Source organism: Novosphingobium sp. 9U, from assembly GCF_902506425.1.
Taxonomy (GTDB): Bacteria; Pseudomonadota; Alphaproteobacteria; order Sphingomonadales; family Sphingomonadaceae; genus Novosphingobium.
Map to the genome: position 1 here is coordinate 2,707,079 of NZ_LR732469.1, position 15,023 is coordinate 2,722,101.

Here is a 15,023-nt window from a genome sequence, read left to right on the forward strand (position 1 = left end):
CCATGATCGGCAATGGCCCACAGGGCAGCCCCCTGGGCGAATACGTGGGCGGCAAGCGCGCCATCATCGACATCGGCTCGAACACGGTCCGGCTCGTCGTCTACAACGGGCCGCCGCGTGCGCCGGTGGTGATCCTGAACGAGAAGGTCAGCGCCAAGCTCGGCAAGGACCTGAGCAAGAATGGCCTGTTGTCGGCCAAGTCGATGCACACCGCGCTTGCCGCACTCGCGCGGTTCGCTGCCATGCTCGAGCTGCTGGGCATCGACGACGTCGATTGCGTCGCCACCGCTGCCAGCCGTGATGCGCAGAACGGGCCGGAGTTCCTGGCTTCGGTGCGCCGGCTCGGCCTCTCGCCACGGCTGCTGACGGGCGAGGAGGAGGCGCGGGCGAGCGCTTCGGGCGTCATGGCCGCCTTCCCGGGCGCGAGGGGCATTGTCGGGGACCTGGGCGGCGGCAGCCTGGAACTCGTCGCCATCGATGGCGAGACCTGCAAGGGCGGCATAACCCTGCCCTTCGGCACCTTGCGTCTGCCCGACTTGCGTGCGGGTGGTCCCGTCCGGTTCGCAAGCGCGGTGCGCGACGGTCTGGCGCGCGCTGATTTCTCCTCCGCCGCGGGCCAGCCGCTCTACATCGTGGGCGGTTCGTGGCGAGCCTTGGCGCTTCAGGCGATGCACGACATCGATTGGCCGCTCGACGATCCGCACGACTTCGAACTCGCGCCCGACGTGGCGCTGCGGATGTGCCGCCAGCTGGAGAAGAGCAAGCCCGAGAAGGCCGACCCGCGCATCTCCAGCTCCCGCCTCGCCAGCCTGCCGGACGCTGCCGCCCTGCTGGGGCAATTGGTCGAGCGGCTCTCGCCATCGCGCATTGTGTTCTCCTCGTGGGGCCTGCGCGAAGGGCTGGTGTTCGCTCGGCTCGACGCTGCCACCCGCGCGCAGGACCCCATGCTGGCCGGCGTCGAGGGTTTCGCCCGCTCCGCTTCGGTCGATCCGCAGCATGCCGCCGCCGTGGCGCGCTGGACCGCGGCAATGTGCGACCAGGACCCGCAGGATACAAACCTGCGCCTCGCCTCGACCATGCTGGCGCTCGCCGCGATGCGTACCGAACCCAACTTGCGCGCGCAGGAGGCGATGTCCTGGGCGCTGCGTAAGCGGTGGGTCGGCATCAACGCCCGAGGCCGCGCAATGATGGCGATGTGCGTTTTCGCCAACTCCGGCCTGACCGAAGTGCCCGCCACCTTCGCCCGCCTCGCCTCGCCCGAGGACTTGCGCGCGGCAGTCGGCTGGGGGCTCGGCGTGCGCCTGTGCCGCCGCCTGACCGGTTGTGCCGACAAGGCGCTCGCGCTTACTGCGCTACGCCGCGAGGGCGGGGAACTGGTGCTGGCTTTGGAGGAACCGGTGGCGGCGCTCTACACCAACACTGCCGCCAAGGACCTCAAGCACCTGGCCGAGTGGACCGGCCTGGAGTGCCGCGTGAAGACCAGCGCCGACGCCTGAAGATTTCGACAGACGGCGAGGGCCGCTCGCTGCTCCTCCTCCCTGGAGGGAGGAGGTTGGGAGGCGGGTGTACCCACGCCAACGTGGACGCGCTGCCTGGCGGCAGGCGTTCTCGACCCCGGCCCCTCCCCGGAAAGGGGAAGGCACAGGTAAGATGATCGCACATAAGACGCTTTCGTCAACGCTTCCGGTGATCAACCCACGAGCGAGCGGCTCTCCGCGATCGTAGCGATGCCGCGCTTGCCGCCATGGCGATCCAGCTGGACGACGATGTCGATGACGCTGGCGGCATATTCCAGCGTCTCACTGCGCGTCAGGCCGATGCCCGTCTGCATGCTCATCAGCGCGATCTGCTCAAGCGCACCGCGAGGGCTGTTGGCGTGGACGGTCGAAAACGAACCGGGGTGCCCGGTGTTGATCGCGCGCAGGAAGCTCACCGTCTCGGTGCCGCGCAATTCGCCCAAGACGATGCGATCGGGGCGCAAGCGCAAGGCGGCCTGCAGCAGGTCGTTGGCCGAGACCTTGGCCTCACCCAGCTCGCCCTTGACTGCGATCAGGCCGACACCATTGGCGCCCGGCAGGCGCAGTTCGGCGGTGTCCTCGACCAGCACCACGCGCTCGTGCTCGGGTATCTCGTTCAGCATGGCGTTCAGGAACGTGGTCTTGCCGGTCGACGTGCCGCCCGAGATCAGGATCGTGCGCCGGCGCCGGATCGCATCGCGAAGGAAGGCGATCGGCTCGGCCAAAGGATCGGGCGTCGACGCCTCGGGTGCGACCGTGATCGGACCGCGATCGTAGGCGTCGAGCGGCAGTTCGAGCAGGCGGTGGCGACGGATCGCCATCGCCCAGTTCGCCCGTGTCGCCGGCGGTCCGACCAGCTGGATGCGCGCGCCGCTCTGGCCTGCCAACGCCGGCAAGGTCGCCGAGAGCAGCGGATGCTCGCGGTTGATGCCCTGGTGGCTGATGCGCGCGACCTGCTCGGCCAGACGCTGGAGCAGCTGGTTGTCCATCGCCGGCAATTCGACGCGCGCCATGCCGCCGGCCTCGGCATCCTCGACCCAGATCTCGCCGGGTCGATTGACCAGGATCTCGGTCACCGTTTCGCGCTCCAGCCAGGGGCGCAAGGGGGCGAGGTAGGCGTCGAGGTAGACGCTGCGCGGCGACTCGGGAGCGCTCACAGGCTCCACGCTCGCGCGGCTGCGGAGAGTATGGACATCGGCAACCATGGGATCACGCCGTCTTCGAGAAGTCGAGGTCCTTGGCGGTGAACACCCGGATCGGCTCGCCCTGGCGCACGCGGATCGTCGGGCCGACCTGCCCGCCCTGCTGCACCGCGGTCGAGGCCGCGGAGCTGCCGCCGCCGACCACCACCGACGAATTGTTGCCGATCAGGCTGGGAATGCCGCCCAGCACCGAGAGCAGCATCGCCGAGCCAAAGCGCTCGAAGAAGTGGCCGTTGACCTTGCCGGCGAGGCCCGTCTCACCGCCAAAGGCGATCGCGGGCGAGCCGAGGTCGACCGACACGCCGTCCGGACGGATCAGCCTGGTCCAGATCACGTAGGCGCGCTTCTGCCCGGCCGAGAGCCCGCTCTTGTACTGGCCAATCAGGCGCGAGGAACGCGGGACGAGTACGGTGCGTCCGTCGAAGCTCTTGACGTCGCTGCTGACGATCGCGCGCACGAAGCCGGGAACGTCGGTGTCGATGGCGGTCTCCAGCACAGCGGGGATCAGGGTGCCCTGCGTCACCGTCGTCGCCGGATCGAAGCTGCGCTTGGCGGACGCACTGCCGCCGCCCATGGCGCCGAGACGCGAGGCGAAATCGTCGTTCGGATTGCCGCCGGCCTTGATGTCGCTCTTGCCGGCGAGGTCGGCGGTCGTGGCGGGAGCGCCGGCGGCGTCGAACACCACCGTCGGGCTTGCCGCTGGGTTGCCTTGCGGCGCCAGGATCGTGCCAGGCTGAGCGGACAGCACTGCCTGCGGAGCAGGAGCGGCCAGCGGCGCGACAGGGGCGTTGGGCGAGACGATCGTCGGCGCCTGGACCGGCGTGATCGCCGCCTGCGGAACCACCGGCGCGGTGGCGACGGGATTCACCGCCTGCTTGGTCTCGGGATTGCGCGCCGCATCCATCGACCACAGCGTCAGCCCGCCGAGCAGCGCGACGATTGCGACGCCCGCAGCCAGGCCCAGGCCATCGGCCTTCTTGCGCTGCGTGACGCTCGGCAGGACGTTGCGCGTGGCCAGATCGATGATCTGCGCGCCGCCGCTCTCGCGCGGGTCGCTGCTTTGATCGGAGGTGAAGCGCTCACGAAGGGCGGAGTTGGGAGCCATGATCAGTTATCCCGGACAGGCGAGGCGGTGGTGGAGGCAGCGGCGACGACCGAAGCGGGCGCCATGGTGGGAGCGGGTGCAGCGGGCGGCGCGGTGCCGGCGTTCTGGACGGCGGGTGTCGCCACCGCGGCCGGACGCTGGTTCTCGATCGTGGCCTGCGACTTGCCCGACCGCAGCAGGATCATGCGCGGCACGTCTTCGACGACGATGGTGCGGCCGCGGACCGAATAGTTGACCGGCCCAACCTCGCCCTTCTCGTTCTGCACGAGGATGGCGGGCACTTCGCTCTTCTCGCCCCACAGCAGGTAGGTGGCATTGCCGTCGTCGTACATGCGCGAGGGCAGGATCCTGGCATCGCCCTTCGTGCGGAACGCGAAGTTGAGCGCGGCGGGGTCGACTCCCGCTTCGGCCGGTTCGCCGGTGAGCACGGCCTGCTCGGCCGACGTCAGCGAGGCAAGCGCGGGTCCCGCAGGCGCACCCTTCTTCGGCGCGTCCCTGTAAGTGAAGCGCAGCAGGTAGACCGGCTTGGCCTTGGGCGAGGCGACAAGGTCGAAGAAGTAGGTGTGGCGGTCGGTCACCACCGTCATGTTGGTGCGCGCGCCGCCTTCCAAGGGCTTCACGAACAGCACGTCGGCACGCTTGTTGGGGGTGATCTGCCAAGCGGCGGAGTCACCCACGGCGACGTTCTCGATCGCCTCGCCTTCGCCAAAGGTGATCGTCGCCTGGACGCCGGGACGCCCGTCGATGCGAACGACTTCGTTCTCGGCGTACATGTGCTGGATCAGGCGGTCATCGGCGGCAAGCGCCGGCTGAGCCAGAGCTACCAGACCGGTGGCGGCAAGAAGCAGGCCGCGGATCATCGTATCATCTCCTTGGCTACACGTCCCGAGTGGACGCGGCCGATATCATTGGAAGCACGGAAGCGGCTGCCGATGCCCTTGGCACGCGACTGGCTGACGCCGCCCATAGGCTCGAGCCCGCCGCCGCTCACCTGGGTGACGACGGTGCGGCGCTCGCCCGAGCGGCCGCCCTCGCCTTGGCTGTGCGTGATCTGGACCGGCGCTGCGGCAGCCACGGCCATCGAGGTGCGGCGCGGCGCGCTTTCCATGGCTCCCGCCGACGCCGCGCCCTGCATGGCCGGCGAGGCAAGCACCGCAGCTTGCACGGCAGAGCTGGCGGCACGGTCCTGGCGGTCGGACTTGCCGAGGCCGAACACTTGCCAGCCCGAGACCATCGTGCCGGCCACCTTGAACACCATCGCCATCAGCGCGCAGTGCACCGCGGCGACGAGGAACAGCGCCATCGCCGCGCGCCCATCGATGTCGACGAGGTTGCTGGAGAGCGAGCGGACGATCGGCACCAGCAGTTCCAGCGTGATGCTGCCGCCCAGGACCACGAACAGCGGGGTGATCGCGGTCAGCGCCACACCCCGGATCCACCCGGCGGTCAGGCCCTTGGTGCCGTTGAACAGCGCCATGACGACGAAGATCGGGCCGAGCGCCATCAGCACCGCCAGCGCGATCCGCGCCGTCAGCAGCACGCCGACGGTGCCGAGTAGCAACAGCAGCCCGCCCATCCACATGACGCTTTCGGGCGTGAACATGCCTTGCGCCGAACCGCTGGCAGCGGCGGCGACCGCGCCTTGCGCTGCGGCCTGACCACCGGCAGCGGCGGCTTCGCCCTGCCCGTGGCCGGCACTCTCGGCAATGGCGCCGAAGACGAGGTCGATGCGGTCGCCGAAGATCTGGGTGGCGGAGCCGCTGGTGCCAGTCAGCACCGACGCGATCCAGTCCGGCCCGCCGACCGCGAGGTTCCACATCACGCCCTGGTAGGCGATCCAGCTGGTCGCGAAGGTCAGCACGAGGCCGAGCGTCAGCATCCGCGGCGTCAGCGCCGAGATGCCCAGCGTCGAGCGCCCGGTCAGCAGCGAGATCGCGAAGAAGGCGATGTAGAGCGTCAGCAAGATGGTGAGCACCGGGCCCATCGCCCCGCCCGCGCCGAACAGGCGACCGAAGGCCATCGAGGTCGCTTCACCGGCCAGGCAGTCGACCGCGCGGAGCGCCGGTCCGACGCCCGCCGAGGCGACTTCGGTCAGTTGATCGCAGGCGTTAGCCATCACTCGGCCGCCTCGGTCCAGAGAGCCGGCTCGTCGCCCTCGCCCGGCCATTCCACGCCGGTGAGCAGTGGGTACCAGTTCTCGGGCGCGTCGCCGTAGCGCTCACGCAACGTGTCGAGCTTGCGCACGGTGCTTTCGCGGCCGGAGAGGACGGTCAGCACTTCCGGCATGCCCGACAAGTCGAGCCGCACCACCACCGAGGCGTCCGACTGGCGGATCAGGAAGCAGCGCGAGTGCGCAGGAAGCGTACGGATGACGTCGAGTTCGTGCTCGGACAGGCCGAAGCCCTCGCAGTAGTCCTCGGGTCGAGCGCGGGCGTTGGGCATGAACAGCATCGTCGCGGTCTGCTCGACCAGCGCCGTTGCGATGCGGCTGTCGAGCGCGTCGCGCGCCGACTGGGTGGCGAAGCCGACCAGCGCATTGCGCTTGCGGAGCGTCTTCAACCAATCGCGGATGCGCGCGGCGAAGACCTCGTCGTCGAGCGCTTTCCAGCCCTCGTCGATCAGGATCATGGTCGGCTCGCCGTCGAGGCGTTCCTCGATGCGGTGGAACAGGTACATCATCGTCGGCGTGCGCAGGCGCGGGCTTTCCAGCAGCGCGGTCATGTCGAAGCCGAGCTTGCGCGCGGAGAGGTCGAGCTTGTCAGCCGCGTTGTCGAACAGCCAGCCATGCTCCCCGCCGACCAGCCAGGCATCCAGGCGCGAGGCGAGATCGCCGGGCTCGGGACGGCGCGAGCCTGCCAGCAGTTCGCGGAAATGCGAGAGGCGGCGCAGCGAGGGATCGTTGTGGTACGCCGCGTCGACCGCGCCGGCGATGGTGCTGAGTTCCTCAGGCCCGCGCGCTTCGAGCAGCACGCCCAGCCAGTCGCGCAGGAAGGCGCGGTTGGTGGCGGTGTCGGGCAGCGACAGCGGGTTGAAGCCGGTCGGGTGGCCCGAGGCGATGCGGCTGTAGGTGCCCCCGATGCCGCGGATGAACACTTCGGCGCCGCGGTCCTTGTCAAACAGGATCGTGCGCGGATCGTACTTCTGCGCCTGCGCGGCGAGGAAGTTCATTACCACCGTCTTGCCCGAGCCCGAGGGCCCGATCACGGTGAAGTTGCCCAAGTCACCCTGGTGGAAATTGAAGAAGAACGGCGTCTGGCTGGTGGTGGCGAGCAGCGTCACCGCCTCGCCCCAGTGGTTGCCGCTGGCCTGGCCCATGGCGAAACCGTGCAGCGAGCCGAAGCACGCCATGTTGGCGCTGGAGATCAGCGCACGGCGCACCAGGAAGCCTTCGTTGCCCGGCATCTGGCCCCAGAACGCCGGCTCCAGGTTGACGTCCTCGCGCACGGCGACCGCACCGGCATCGGCGAGCGCGGCGGCGCAGACCGCGGTGGCTTCGTCGAGCACGTCAAGGTTGGGCGCGCGCACCAGCACCGCGAGGTGGTGATCGCCGAAGCCGACCGCGCCGGTGCCCAGCGCATCGCGCGCGCTCGACATCTCGCGGCGCTCGGCCATGGCCTCCTCGTCGGCGGACTTGAGGCGGCGAATGGCAAGGTCGATGCGCTCGCGGGCGATCTGGCGATCCGACGGCGCGTAAGTCTCGGTCAGCACCAGCTCGCACGGCAGGCGCAGCAGCGGATCGGTGAGGCCGGGAGCGGTCGAGTCCGGATAGTCCTTCAGGCTGACGAGCGAGCCGAAGGTCACGCCATTGGCGCCGCGCAGTTCCAGCGCATCCATCCCGAAGTTGACGCGGCGGTAGGGCAGCATGTGGCCGACGTCCGCCTCATCGGCGGGGCGGCGTACCGGGCGCATCTCGCCGTTGTAAAGCGCGCTTAGCAGCTCCAGCACTTCGGAACAGCGGCCGGCATTGCTCTCGTAATCACCCAGCAGGCGGGCGCCATAAGCGCCGAGCGAGGCGGTCATCGCGCTGGCGGCGGCCCGCAGCGCGCGCACGTCGGCGATGTCGGCCTCGACCGGGCCCGCACCTTTCCGCTTCATCATGCGCGACATCTTGTCGGCCCAGCCGGCTTTGCCGCGCGCGGGGCGGCGTACCAGAGTGACGAACTGGTCGTTGACGAACAGAGCGCCCGAGCTGGTGCGCTGGCGCCAGCGCGCGTCGATGTGCGCGGTGAGCGGATCGGAGAACTGGCTTTCCAGCTCGATCTCCACGCGGCGGCGGATCACGTGGTGATAGAGCACGAAACGGGCGTCGAGCGAGCTGCGCAGCAGCACTTCGCGCGTGGCGGCGTGGGCGTTCAGCTCGTCGGTGTCGGCGGTCTCGAAGGCGAAGCCGGGCACCATCAGCGAGAGCATGACCGAGCCGTCGCGCAGCAGCACCACATTCTCGTCCACCAGCGCCAGGTACGGCAGCCGGTCGCCGACCATGGCTTCCTTCTTGCCCCATCCGGTGATCTGCGGAAGTTTCGGCTTAGCCATTACGAAGTCCTCACCGCGCTCAGGGCGCGTAGCTGTTGCAGCCCCAGCGCGACCAGTTCGGCACGCGCGGGCACTTGCTGACTTTGGCGATCCAAAGATCGAACACCCGCGGCTCGCGCAGGCAGGCGATGTAGCCGACGCCGTGCATCGCCAGCGCCGCGGGCAGCGCCCAGAAGCTCTTGGTGATCAGGAACACCTCGGTCGTCACGGCGGCGTTGATGATGAAATAGCTGTAGGTCACGCCCGCGAACATCTGCGGCCGGGTCAGTGCGCGATGCACGGTGTAGCGGGCGAGTGCCATCTCAGCCTACCGCCGCGCTCTGGATGCCCGACACGATCGCACCAGCGCCGAACAGCACGAAGCAGCCCACGATCACGGTCGCTCCGAATCGCCAGTTCATCCGGCCGGTCAGCATCATGAACCCCACCGCGGCCACAGCCATCACGGCCACTGCCGTCGCGACGTTACCAAGAAGCGTGCCTTGCAACCAGCCCAGCGCCGCAACGATCGGACCGCTTCCAGCGGGATCAGCCACCGTCACGCCCTGCGCGTGCGCCGTCGCCGGAACGAACAGCGCTGCAGCCGATGCAACGTGCTTGAGGGTCTGGAGTAACTTGGAGCTGTGCATCTTTCCCATCCGAATCATGCGGTAAAGCCAATATGCCGAATCATGGTGTCACATGCGTCACCCCCATACCTAGGGGCCTCATGCGCCCGTGCTTATTCGGTCCGCTATGCGTCAGGCGTATGACGATCCTGCGAACCCCAGATGCGTCGATGATGTGACCAGTTTGACACATCTTTGCGACTGACACGGAACTGTCATGGGAACGCCCATAAACTGTCATGCAGCACTCCTAGAGGCCGCGCACCAACGGACGAAACGGTCCGTCAGGCTCACGTTTCTCGAAGGGTACTCGAATGATCCGCTCCACAACATTGCGTTCGTGGCTCATGGCCGGAGGCGCCTCGCTGGCGTTCGCCGTCACTCCCGCACTGGCAGCCGAGAACGCCGCCGAGAACGCTGCTGACAGCGCCGATGCAGCCGCTGCGGAAGTGACCGGCAGCACCCAGGATTCGACCGGCCTGACCGACATCGTCGTCACCGCCACCAAGCGCGAGACCAACCTGCAGTCGACGCCGATCGCGATCTCGGTGATCAACCAGGAAGACTTCAAGAAGCGCCACGTCCAGAGCCTCTACGACCTAGCCGACGGCGGGATCCCCTCGCTTCGCATCGCTACCTTCGAGGCACGTCAGTCCGCGCTCACCATTGGTATCCGTGGCATTGTGCCGCTCGACGCCAACCAGCCCGCGCGCGAACAGGGCGTCGGCATCTATGTCGATGGCGTGTACCTCGGCCGTCAGCACGGTCTGAACGCCGCGCTGTTCGACGTGGCTCGCATTGAAGTGCTCAAGGGCCCGCAAGGCACCCTGTTCGGCCGCAACACCGAAGGCGGCGCGCTTTCGATCGTGTCGGCAACGCCCACCGGCGAGTTCGGCGGGCGCATCAGCGGCGGCATCGGCAACTACGATGCGAACACCATCGACGCCCACTTGAACCTGCCCGAGTTCCACGGCCTGAGCATCAAGATCGACGGCGTGCGCCAGAAGCAGGGCCCGACCACGAAGAACCCGCTGAAGGGCGAAGCCGGCTTCAACCAGTACGATCGCCAGGGCCTGCGCATCTCCACGCGCTGGAAAATCACGCCCGACATCACCAACGATTTCTCGTACGATGTCGCCAAGGACGAGAACACGCCGTTCTACAGCCAGTTGCTGAACTACAATCCCAACAACTGCGTCAACGGCCCGATCGCCAACTCGCCCAACTGCGTGCTGCCGGGCGCGCCCTACACCAACCTGACCGGCGGTCCGGTCAAGCCGCTGCTGCCCGGCGTCGTCGTCAATGGCGACAGCCGCCAGAAGGTCGCCGACATCGGCGTGCCGCAGCAGCCCAGCGTCGACAAGACTCATGGTTTCACCAACAACCTGCGCTGGACGATCTCGCCGGAGATCGAGCTGCGCTCGATCACCGCATGGCGCGGCGTCGACGTCGACCAGTGGGACAACTCGGGCGGCGCTCATCGCGTGCCGGTGGTCAACCTGACCGCTTCTTGCACCCAGGCCGCGCCCTGCGCCTTCAGCCGCTACAGCTTGGCCGGTCTGCGCCAGCGCCAGTTCAGCCAGGAGCTGCAGGCGGTTGGCACCGTCGGTTCGGTCGATTACGTCGCCGGCCTGTTCTACTTCAACGAGCACGTCAGCGATGACGCCGCGACGCCGAACTCGAACGGCATTTACCTGAACGCCGCCGGCCAGCCGGTCTACACCATCCTCGACCCTTATCGCGGTTCGGGTGGCTTCGGCTCGGTCCCGGGCTTCCGCTCGATCGATCGCGCTTCGGAGGTGAAGTCCAAGAGCTACGCCGCCTATGGCCAGGCCACTTGGAACGCCACCGATGCGCTGCACCTGACCGTCGGCGCGCGCTACACCGAGGACAAGAAGCGCGGCGAGCTGCTGTTCTTCCGCAACGTCGACTACACCCTCGCCAGCAACGCCGCGATCGTGGCGGGCAACGGCTACACCCCGCTCGACAAGAAGTGGCACCGCTTCAACCCGATGGCGACGATCGCCTACGACGTGAGCAGCGATGTGCACGTCTACGCCAAGTACGCCACGGGCTACCGCGCCGGCGGCGCCAGCTCGCGCACCGCAAACTACCAGGCGTTCAACCCCGAGGACGTGAAGTCCTACGAAGTGGGCTTCAAGGCGGACTTCTGGGATCGCCGCGCACGCCTGAACCTGGCTGGCTACATCATGGACCGCAAGGACAGCCAGATCGACATCAGCTACATCCAGCCGGCCGGCGGCACCAACGTCAACGTGCTGCGCACCATCAATGCCGAGGGCACGACCAAGATCCGCGGCATCGAAGCGGACCTGACCGTGCGTCCGGTCGAGGGCCTGACGATCGGCGCCTCGTACGCCTACACTTACACCAAGGTGCCGCTGGTGCCGATCTCGTTCACTGTAGGCAACACCACCTCGGCGCCGGTGCTGCAGCAGTTCTACATCCCCTTCACCCCGCGCAATGCGGCGAGCGGCTCGATCGACTACGAACTGCCGCTGGGCTTCAACGATGCCTCGCTCAAGTTCCACGTCGACGCGAACTACAGCCAAGCGACCCAGGCCTTCGACCAGTTCCCCGACAAGGCGGATGCCTCGTTCCTGGTCAACGCCCGCCTCTCGCTCGCGGATATCCGCATGGGCAGCGGCGACCAGACCGTCACCGTCTCGGCCTGGGCGCGCAACCTGTTCAACGAGCAGTACATCTTCCGCCGCGACCCCTCGAACAGCCTGCCCGGCACGCCGACGACCAGCCTCAGCAACGGTTCGATCGCGAACGTCCTGGGTGACTACGGCAACTTCAACGCGCCGCGCACGTACGGCCTGGAAGCGACCGTGCGGTTCTGATCCAACCACCCTCCCGCCGCGTACCCTGCGCCGCGGCAGGACCTTCGGACCCGTCCGCAGCGATGCGGGCGGGTCTTTCTTTTTCGAAGCACGGGACATTCGCTGCAGCGCTGGCTGTCCTCCCCGGTTCGGGGAGGGGGACCACCGCAGGTGGTGGTGGGGAGTCGCGGCACACCCCCTAGACCGAGGGCGGGCTCCTCCAGGATCAGTGTGAGGGGGCGAGTCCCCACCACCACCAGCTACGCTGGCGGTCCCCCTCCCCGCTCCGGGGAGGACAAGCCGCCATCACCCCGCAACGCGCAACATCACTGATCGTCGAACACATACCCAAGCGAGCGCACGGTGCGCAGCGGGTTGCCCGCGCCCACCGCCTTCAGCGCCCGCCGCAAGCGCCCGATCCACACGTCGACCGTGCGCTCGTCGATCGAGGGTTCCTGCTTTCCGAGCGCGCTGATCAGCTGGACGCGGGTGAAGACGCGTCCCGGATGCTCGACAAAGTACCGCAGCAGGCGGAACTCGTTGGGCATCAAGGCGATCGCCTTGCCCTGCCAGCGTGCCTGGAAGGCGGGGATGTCGATGGTGAGATCGCCCAACGAGACCTTGCGCCCATTCGACTCGCCATGCTCGACGACATGGCCGGACAGCACGCGATCGAGCAGCGCTGTGCGGGTCAATGGGCCGACCATGTAGTCGTCCGCCCCGGTGCGCAGTGCGCGCTTGCGGTCCTCAGCGTCATCCTCCTCCAGCACCACAGTGATGTGCGCGGTGGTAGTGACGGGATCGCAGCGCAGGCGGCGGCAAAGCTCCAAGCCCGACATGTCGGGCAGCACCCAGTCGACGAAGGCCCACAACGAGCCCTCGATCAGCGGCAGTTGCGCGGGGTTCGACCAGCGATGCAGCACCAATTCGAGGTCGGCGTGGCGGAACGGCGCGAAGCCACCCACGAGGTCGCCCGTCAACAGGATGTCGATGCGCTGCATGGTCCCCTCGTCTCGGTAATCTCCCCGCGAGCCCCCGCAGGTCGGTTGCCGCTTCTGACGCGGCAATGTGACGGACGGGTGACATATCGGCGACGATTGGGTGAAAGCTGGACGGCGTGCAGCGTGTCATCGAACTGACCGGGAAGCGTCACGCGCGCGCCACCCGATACAAGTAACAGCGAAAGGCAGCAGCAAAGGAGCACGATCGTGCAGACCAGCCAAGACAGCCTGCTCGCCCGCTTCGCCCCTGCAGCCATCGCCGGCGGCAAGATACCCAGCTGGCTCGACCTGCCCGACGCCAAGGGCTTCCGGCCCAAGCGCAAGTATCGCACCGTCTGGATCTCCGACGTCCACCTCGGCACGCGCGGCTGCAATGCCGAGATGCTGGTCGACTTCCTGCGCTCGTTCGAATGCCAGACGCTCTACCTGGTCGGCGACATCGTCGACGGCTGGCGCCTGCGCAAGGGTTGGTACTGGCCCGACGCGCACAACGAAGTGGTTCGCCGCGTGCTCAAGATGGCGCACCGCGGCACCCGCGTTGTGCTGATCGCCGGCAACCACGACGAGATGCTGCGCGACTATGCGGGCATGAGCTTCGGCGGCGTCGAGCTTTCGCTGGAGGCGGTTCACGAGACGGCAGACGGGCGCAAGCTGCTGGTAACGCACGGCGACGCCTTCGACGGCGTGGTGCTTTACGCCCGCTGGCTCGCCTTCCTGGGCGACCAGGCCTACGGCCTTTTGCTGCGCGCCAACATCGTGTTCAACGCCGTGCGCCGCCGGCTGAAGATGCCCTACTGGTCGCTGTCGGCCTACATGAAGAAGAAGGTCAAGAACGCGGTGGCCTTCGTCTCCAGCTATGAGGAGGCGGTGGCGCAGGAGGCGATTGCGCGCGGGATGGACGGCGTGGTCTGCGGCCACATCCACTGCGCCGAGATCCGCCAGTTCGGCGGGATCACCTACTACAACGACGGCGATTGGGTGGAGAGCTGCACCGCGCTGGTCGAGGATGCGCAAGGTGCGATGTCGATCGTCGACTGGGCCAGTGAAAAGGCTTCCGAAGCGGCGAACCGCCTGGAAGCGCAGGCTGGCGCCGAGGCAGGGGCCGCTACGTGAACCTTGCCATCGCGACCGATGCCTGGTTCCCGCAAGTCAACGGCGTCGTCCGCTCACTCTCGACCACGCTCGGGCTGCTGCGCGCGCGTGGCCACAACGTCGAGGTGATCGCGCCCGACCGGTTCCTGACGATGCCGATGCCGGGATATTCCTCGATCCGGCTGGCGATGGCGCCGCGCTTCGGGGTGCGCCGCATGCTCGACACAATGCGCCCGGAGCTGGTGCACATCGCCACCGAGGGGCCGATCGGCTGGGCCGCGCGCGGCTGGTGCCTGGCGCGCGCGGTGCCGTTCACCTCCGCCTTCCACACCCGCTTCCCCGAATACGCCGCGGTGCGCACGGGCATCAGCGCCGAGAGGTTCTGGCCGATCATGCGCCGCTTCCATGCGCCGAGCAGTGCGGTGCTGGTCTCCACCCGCAGCCTGGCCGACGAACTCGCCGGCCGCGGCATCGGGCCGACGATGCCGTGGAGCCGCGGCATCGACGACACCCTGTTCCATCCCGAAGGTCCCCGGCACTCGGCGATGACTGCCCTACCCGGCCCAGTGCTCCTGAACGTCGGACGCGTCGCGGCGGAGAAGAACCTCGAGGCTTTCCTCGATCTCGACGTGCCCGGCAGCAAGGTCGTGGTGGGCGATGGGCCTGCGTTGGCCGCATTGCGCCGCAAGTACCCGCAGGTCCTGTTCCTGGGCCCGCTCTCGGGCGAAGTGCTGGCTAGCGCCTATCGCGCGGCGGACTGCTTCGTCTTCCCCAGCCGTACCGACACGTTCGGGCTGGTGGTGATCGAAGCACTGGCCTGCGGTGTGCCGGTGGCGGGCTACCCGGTGACCGGCCCGATCGACATCCTGGGCGCTGACGGCCGCGGGGCCGAAGAACCGCTCCCGCAAGCGGCGGGCGTGCTCGACGAGCGGCTGGCCTATGCGGTGGACGGCGCCCTCTCGCTCGATCGCGGTGCGGCGGCGAGCCTGGGCATGCGCTACTCGTGGGATCGTGCGACCGATCAGTTCGAGCACGCGATCTCCTTCGCGCTCGCCCGCCAGCAGGACCGCCTCGCCGCCTGATCGTTTCGGCTTTTACCACACCCGCGATGTGCTAGCT

12 protein-coding genes are annotated in these 15,023 nt (G+C 68.0%); 4 read left to right on the plus strand and 8 right to left on the minus strand.

Annotated elements, in window-relative coordinates; genetic code table 11:
* The first annotated feature begins 2 nt into the window (after nucleotides 1–2).
* A complete protein-coding gene (locus GV044_RS12615) occupies nucleotides 3–1,496 on the plus strand; it encodes a Ppx/GppA family phosphatase (protein ID WP_159870239.1) in 1,494 nt (497 codons plus the stop codon).
* Nucleotides 1,497–1,690: 194 nt separating this feature from the next.
* Here GV044_RS12615 and virB11 read toward each other — a convergent pair whose 3' ends face one another.
* The 7 genes from virB11 to GV044_RS12650 are packed head-to-tail and all read right to left on the minus strand — an operon-like array spanning nucleotide 1,691 to nucleotide 8,995.
* Entirely contained in the window at nucleotides 1,691–2,722 is a 1,032-nt protein-coding gene (gene virB11 / locus GV044_RS12620) for a P-type DNA transfer ATPase VirB11 (protein ID WP_159870242.1), read from the minus strand.
* Between the two features lie 4 nt (nucleotides 2,723–2,726).
* Entirely contained in the window at nucleotides 2,727–3,824 is a 1,098-nt protein-coding gene (locus tag GV044_RS12625) for a TrbI/VirB10 family protein (RefSeq protein WP_159870245.1), read from the minus strand.
* Between the two features lie 2 nt (nucleotides 3,825–3,826).
* Nucleotides 3,827–4,684 (minus strand): TrbG/VirB9 family P-type conjugative transfer protein, encoded by an 858-nt coding sequence (locus tag GV044_RS12630; protein ID WP_159870248.1) that lies wholly within the window; start codon nucleotides 4,682–4,684, stop codon nucleotides 3,827–3,829.
* Nucleotides 4,681–5,940: a type IV secretion system protein gene (locus GV044_RS12635; RefSeq protein WP_159870251.1), complete on the minus strand. Its 1,260-nt coding sequence runs from the start codon at nucleotides 5,938–5,940 to the stop codon at nucleotides 4,681–4,683. The genes GV044_RS12630 and GV044_RS12635 overlap by 4 nt, the downstream gene beginning before the upstream one ends.
* Nucleotides 5,940–8,357 carry a VirB4 family type IV secretion/conjugal transfer ATPase gene (locus GV044_RS12640; RefSeq protein ID WP_159870254.1) on the minus strand — a complete coding sequence of 806 codons (2,418 nt, stop codon included), beginning with the start codon at nucleotides 8,355–8,357 and terminating at the stop codon, nucleotides 5,940–5,942. Before GV044_RS12640 ends, GV044_RS12635 begins: the two co-directional genes overlap by 1 nt.
* A 19-nt stretch (nucleotides 8,358–8,376) precedes the next feature.
* The gene (locus GV044_RS12645) at nucleotides 8,377–8,658 is read right to left on the minus strand and encodes a type IV secretion system protein VirB3 (protein WP_159870257.1); all 282 of its coding nucleotides are present in this window, start codon (nucleotides 8,656–8,658) and stop codon (nucleotides 8,377–8,379) included.
* 1 nt (nucleotide 8,659) lies between these two features.
* A complete protein-coding gene (locus GV044_RS12650) occupies nucleotides 8,660–8,995 on the minus strand; it encodes a TrbC/VirB2 family protein (RefSeq protein ID WP_371741616.1) in 336 nt (111 codons plus the stop codon).
* A 284-nt stretch (nucleotides 8,996–9,279) separates the two neighbouring features.
* Between GV044_RS12650 and GV044_RS12655 the strand changes: the two genes are divergently transcribed.
* The gene (locus GV044_RS12655) at nucleotides 9,280–11,832 is read left to right on the plus strand and encodes a TonB-dependent receptor (RefSeq protein WP_159870263.1); all 2,553 of its coding nucleotides are present in this window, start codon (nucleotides 9,280–9,282) and stop codon (nucleotides 11,830–11,832) included.
* A gap of 305 nt (nucleotides 11,833–12,137) precedes the next feature.
* On the opposite strand, the gene GV044_RS12660 is transcribed toward GV044_RS12655, so the two are convergent.
* Nucleotides 12,138–12,812 carry a response regulator transcription factor gene (locus tag GV044_RS12660; protein ID WP_159870266.1) on the minus strand — a complete coding sequence of 225 codons (675 nt, stop codon included), beginning with the start codon at nucleotides 12,810–12,812 and terminating at the stop codon, nucleotides 12,138–12,140.
* Between the two features lie 207 nt (nucleotides 12,813–13,019).
* Between GV044_RS12660 and GV044_RS12665 the strand changes: the two genes are divergently transcribed.
* Together GV044_RS12665 and GV044_RS12670 are read left to right on the plus strand one after the other, a co-directional pair.
* Nucleotides 13,020–13,925 carry a UDP-2,3-diacylglucosamine diphosphatase gene (locus tag GV044_RS12665; protein WP_371741604.1) on the plus strand — a complete coding sequence of 302 codons (906 nt, stop codon included), beginning with the start codon at nucleotides 13,020–13,022 and terminating at the stop codon, nucleotides 13,923–13,925.
* Nucleotides 13,922–14,986 (plus strand): glycosyltransferase family 1 protein, encoded by a 1,065-nt coding sequence (locus GV044_RS12670; protein ID WP_159870269.1) that lies wholly within the window; start codon nucleotides 13,922–13,924, stop codon nucleotides 14,984–14,986. Before GV044_RS12665 ends, GV044_RS12670 begins: the two co-directional genes overlap by 4 nt.
* The last annotated feature ends 37 nt before the right edge of the window (nucleotides 14,987–15,023 follow it).

Excerpts from the sequence above, each read along its gene's own strand:
- GV044_RS12615 (WP_159870239.1), top strand. The coding sequence starts at position 3 with ATGATCGGCAATGGCCCACAGGGCAGCCCCCTGGGCGAATACGTGGGC.
- virB11 (WP_159870242.1), bottom strand. The coding sequence starts at position 2,722 with ATGGTTGCCGATGTCCATACTCTCCGCAGCCGCGCGAGCGTGGAGCCT.
- GV044_RS12625 (WP_159870245.1), bottom strand. The coding sequence starts at position 3,824 with ATGGCTCCCAACTCCGCCCTTCGTGAGCGCTTCACCTCCGATCAAAGC.
- GV044_RS12630 (WP_159870248.1), bottom strand. The coding sequence starts at position 4,684 with ATGATCCGCGGCCTGCTTCTTGCCGCCACCGGTCTGGTAGCTCTGGCT.
- GV044_RS12635 (WP_159870251.1), bottom strand. The coding sequence starts at position 5,940 with ATGGCTAACGCCTGCGATCAACTGACCGAAGTCGCCTCGGCGGGCGTC.
- GV044_RS12640 (WP_159870254.1), bottom strand. The coding sequence starts at position 8,357 with ATGGCTAAGCCGAAACTTCCGCAGATCACCGGATGGGGCAAGAAGGAA.
- GV044_RS12645 (WP_159870257.1), bottom strand. The coding sequence starts at position 8,658 with ATGGCACTCGCCCGCTACACCGTGCATCGCGCACTGACCCGGCCGCAG.
- GV044_RS12650 (WP_371741616.1), bottom strand. The coding sequence starts at position 8,995 with ATGGGAAAGATGCACAGCTCCAAGTTACTCCAGACCCTCAAGCACGTT.
- GV044_RS12655 (WP_159870263.1), top strand. The coding sequence starts at position 9,280 with ATGATCCGCTCCACAACATTGCGTTCGTGGCTCATGGCCGGAGGCGCC.
- GV044_RS12660 (WP_159870266.1), bottom strand. The coding sequence starts at position 12,812 with ATGCAGCGCATCGACATCCTGTTGACGGGCGACCTCGTGGGTGGCTTC.